The 3,770-nt window shown below is 68.1% G+C and carries 4 protein-coding genes; 1 reads left to right on the plus strand and 3 read right to left on the minus strand.

The genetic code is table 11. The features are described 5' to 3' along the window. The coding region (locus ACOJTB_RS14845) for an RNA polymerase sigma factor region1.1 domain-containing protein (protein WP_420103299.1) at positions 1-849 on the minus strand (849 nt) is incomplete at its 3' end. Positions 850-1,045: 196 nt separating this feature from the next. After that, entirely contained in the window at positions 1,046-2,947 is a 1,902-nt protein-coding gene (gene dnaG / locus ACOJTB_RS14850; protein WP_420103300.1) for a DNA primase, read from the minus strand. A 123-nt stretch (positions 2,948-3,070) separates the two neighbouring features. Between dnaG and ACOJTB_RS14855 the strand changes: the two genes are divergently transcribed. Next, complete coding sequence (locus tag ACOJTB_RS14855) at positions 3,071-3,337, plus strand: type II toxin-antitoxin system VapB family antitoxin (RefSeq protein WP_420103301.1); 267 nt, start codon at positions 3,071-3,073, stop codon at positions 3,335-3,337. Positions 3,338-3,369: 32 nt separating this feature from the next. Here ACOJTB_RS14855 and ACOJTB_RS14860 read toward each other — a convergent pair. Further along, positions 3,370-3,770: hypothetical protein (locus ACOJTB_RS14860; RefSeq protein ID WP_420103302.1), on the minus strand; the 401-nt coding region annotated here is incomplete at its 5' end.

A 3,770-nucleotide genomic window follows, 5' to 3' on the forward strand; every position in this document is an offset into this window, starting at 1 on the left:
CTGCAGGCGGCGCAGCTTCTTGTAGTCGTCGGCGATGGCATTGAAGGTTTCGAGCACGCGCGGCTTCAGCTCGGCTTCCATGGCCGAGAGCGACACGTTGTTCTCCATGTCGTCGTCGTCCATCTCCGGCGGCGTCTCGCCTTCCGGAGTTTCGGCGGCCTCGGCCTCCTCGGCGCCCTCCTCGCCCTCCACGACGGGGTTCTTCCCGTCAGGGCCGGCATAGGTCGCCTCGAGGTCGATGATGTCGCGCAGGAGGACCTTGCCTTCGACCAGCTCGTCGCGCCAGATGATGATCGCCTGGAAGGTCAGCGGGCTCTCGCAGAGCCCGGCGATCATCGCCTCACGGCCGGCCTCGATGCGCTTGGCGATGGCGATCTCGCCCTCGCGGGAGAGCAGTTCCACCGAGCCCATCTCGCGCAGATACATGCGCACCGGATCGTCGGTGCGCTCGGTCGGCTCGAGGTTGCGCTTGGTCTCGGTCGGCAGGGTCTGGCGCGAAGCATCGACGAGATCGCCGCCCTCCCCCTCATCCTCGTCGGCCGCCGCGGCGGCGCCCTCCTTGCGGTTGGCGCGATCCTCGCCGGCGGCTTCCGGATCCTCGTTGTCGACGACGTTGATGCCCTGCTCACTGAGCTGGCCGAGCACGTCCTCGATCTGCTCGGAGGTGAACTCCTCCGAGGGCAGAACCTCGTTCAGTTCGTCATAGGTGACATAGCCGCGCTTCTTCGCGAGCTTGATCATCCGCCTGACGGCCTGATCCGTCAGATCGAGCAGGGGACCGTCGGTCGTCGGCGGGGCATCCGGCGCAACCTGATCGGTCTTGTCCCGTTCGCTCGCTTTCGTCGCCATCAATCAGCGCTCCGCTCCTGCGCCGGTCGCCGCGAGGCACCATACCGACGCATAAAAGGGCGGCGCGACCGAAGGCCCGGCGCGCTCACCCACCCAAATCACTCATCCGCAGATGGCACCCAACGTCGTTGACGAATCGTGAACCACCCGCAAGCTTCGCGCACATCGACATAGGCGACCGCCAAGGCCCGGCGCTTCAATCCTCGGACATGGCCTCGATGCCCTCGATCGTTTCGAGGCGGGCCTTGACGTCCTTGATCCAGGCGAAATTGGCTTCGGTCGCTTCGTCAGCCAATGCGCGTTCGGCTGCTCGCAACTCGCTATTTAGCGTCCGCGCGCGCTGATGCAAGACGACAGCTTGATGAATCGAGTCGAAAACCGATTCAGGATCAGCGTCTTGGGCGAGTTTGAGCCGCTCGGCCGGGCCCGTCACCGCCAGCAATTGGCCATAGGCCTCGCGCACCCGCGGCTGCGCCAGACGCTCGGCGAGGCGCTCGCGATCGAGACTGTCGTCGACCGCATCGAGCAGCGCCTGCCGCAGGCGCTCTGCCGCCGGTCCGTCCAGCGAGAGCTCGGCGATGTCGTCGAGACAGCGCAGGATGAGGTCGGGATGGTTCGCGAGCGCTAGGAGGATGAAGGCCTCGCGCTGGTCCTCGCCACGGACTTTCGCGATCATGCGTGACTGGGTGAGTGCGCTGGAAGCCCGGAGCGGCCCCGCGAGCCAGGGCGGCACCTGCCGGAAGCCGCTGCCGCGCGCGCCGCCTGGGAAGCCGCCTTTGCCGCGCTGGAAGCCGCCCTGCCCACCCCTTTCGGACCGCGTCGGGGCGGCGCTGGCGAAGAGCTGCGCCAGCCGCTCGTCCATCTCGCGGCGGTAGTGCTTGCGCGTCGTCTCGTCGCGGATCTGCGCCAGCGGCTCCTTCAGCCGCCGCTCGAAGGCGGCGCGGCGCTCGGGGGTGTCGAGTGGGCCGGCCTCGACCTCCCGCTGCCACAGCATGTCGACGAGCGGGCGCGCCGCGCCCATCACCTCGGCAATGGCCGCCTTGCCGCCCGAGCGGGCGAGATCGTCAGGGTCCTGCCCGTCCGGCAGCAGCGCGAAGGAGAGCGACTTGCCGGGCTCGAGCAGCGGCAGCGCCAGGTCGATCGCGCGGCTGGCGGCCTTGCGGCCGGCCTTGTCGCCATCGAGGCAGATCACCGGCTCGTCCGCCATGCGCCAGAGCAGGCCGAGCTGGTCCTCCGTCAGCGCCGTGCCGAGCGGCGCCACCGTCTGCGGAAAACCCGAAAGCGCCATCGCGATCACGTCGACATAGCCCTCAACGACGATCACCTGGCCGGTGTCGTGGGCCGCCTTGCGGGCATTGTGGTGGTTGAAGAGCAGCGAGCCCTTGTGGAAGAGCGGCGTCTCCGGCGAGTTCAGGTATTTCGCCGAGACCTCCGCGCTCATCGCCCGCCCGCCGAAGGCGATGACGCGGCCCCGCCCGTCATGGATGGGGAACATGATGCGGTCGCGGAAGCGGTCGTAGGGCACGGCGATCTCCTCGCCATGCACCAGCAGCCCCGCCTCCATCATCAGCTCGGCAGGCACGCCCTTGGCCGCGAGATGGTCGCGCAGCGCGAAACGGTCCGCCGGCCCGTAGCCGAGGCGAAAGCGCGTGCGCGCCTCCCCGTCCAGCCCGCGCGTCGAGAGATAGCGCCGGGCGGCGGCACCGCGCTCGCCCGTCAGCTGCGCCTCGAAGAACTGCGCCGCGAGCTCCACCACCTCGTGCAGCCCCTTGCGCCGCTCCTCCTGGACCTGCGCCTCCTGGGTCATCTTCGGCAGCGTCACGCCGGCCTCGCCCGCCAGCTTCTCGACTGCCTCCGGGAAGGAAAGCCCCTCGGTTTCCATCACGAACTTGAAGATGTCGCCGTTCTTGCCCGAGGAGAAATCGAAGAAGGAGGCCTTCTGGTCGTTGACGAAGAAGGAGGGCGTCTTCTCGGCGTTGAAGGGGGAAAGCCCCTTCCACTCCCGCCCTGCCTTCTGCAGGCGCACGCGCTTGCCCACGACCGCCGAGACCGGCAGCCGCGCTTTGATCTCCTCGAGGATGGAGGGCGGGAACTTCATGGGGTTCTATCTGAGCCCTCGGCCGCCGCTTGCCAAGCGGCCTGAAGCCCCGCGCGCCGCTTGGCCGACATATCCACAGCAGCCCCCTCGTCATAGAGAAAAGGGCGAAAAAGGAAGAAAGCCATGGCGCTCAACATCAAGGATCGCGAAACCGAGGAGGCCGTGCGCCTGCTCGCGCGCCGCCGCGGCCTGAGCTTGACCGAAGCCGTGCGCCAGGCCGTCAGGAGCGAACTCGGCAAGGACGAATTGTCGGAGGAGGAAAAGGCGCGGCGCGTGGCGGAGGCGCATGCGGGAGCTCTACGCAAGCACGGCATCAAGCCGGCCAGGCGGTCCATGACCAAAAAGGAAATGGACGACATCATCGGCTATGACGAGAACGGGATGTGGTGAAGATCGTCGCCTGAACCACGGCCCGCCATTGGCTAGCAGCCGAGCGGATCGTCGCCGAGCGCCTTGGCGGCGCCCGCCATCGGCAGGCTCACCGCCTGCCCCGCGACCTTGATCGACGCCGTCTTCGCCTTCGCGAGGCGCGCGACCACGGCCTTCATTTGCGCGAGGCCAAAGCGGGCATCCGGCTCCCAGGCGAGCGAGACGCTCTCCCCCTCGGCGCTGGCCGTCACGGGAATGGTGGCACGATGGCCGTCGGCGGCCAGGTCGAGCGAGGTCGCCTTGTCGAGCCCGGCCGCCTTCGGCAGCGAGACTTCGAGATAGGGCCCGGCCTTGATCAGCGTGTTGGCCCGTGCTGCAGCCTTGTCGCCGCAATAGAAGGTCATGCGGACCTTGCCGGGCGTCGAGACGCCCACGGCAAGCGTGCCCATCGTGT

This window comes from Allobosea sp. (genome assembly GCF_048595345.1).
Taxonomy (GTDB): Bacteria; Pseudomonadota; Alphaproteobacteria; order Rhizobiales; family Beijerinckiaceae; genus Allobosea.

What these genes read in the sequence shown, in the direction of transcription:
- dnaG (WP_420103300.1), bottom strand. Translation starts at nt 2,947, where the DNA reads ATGAAGTTCCCGCCCTCCATCCTCGAGGAGATCAAAGCGCGGCTGCCG.
- ACOJTB_RS14855 (WP_420103301.1), top strand. Translation starts at nt 3,071, where the DNA reads ATGGCGCTCAACATCAAGGATCGCGAAACCGAGGAGGCCGTGCGCCTG.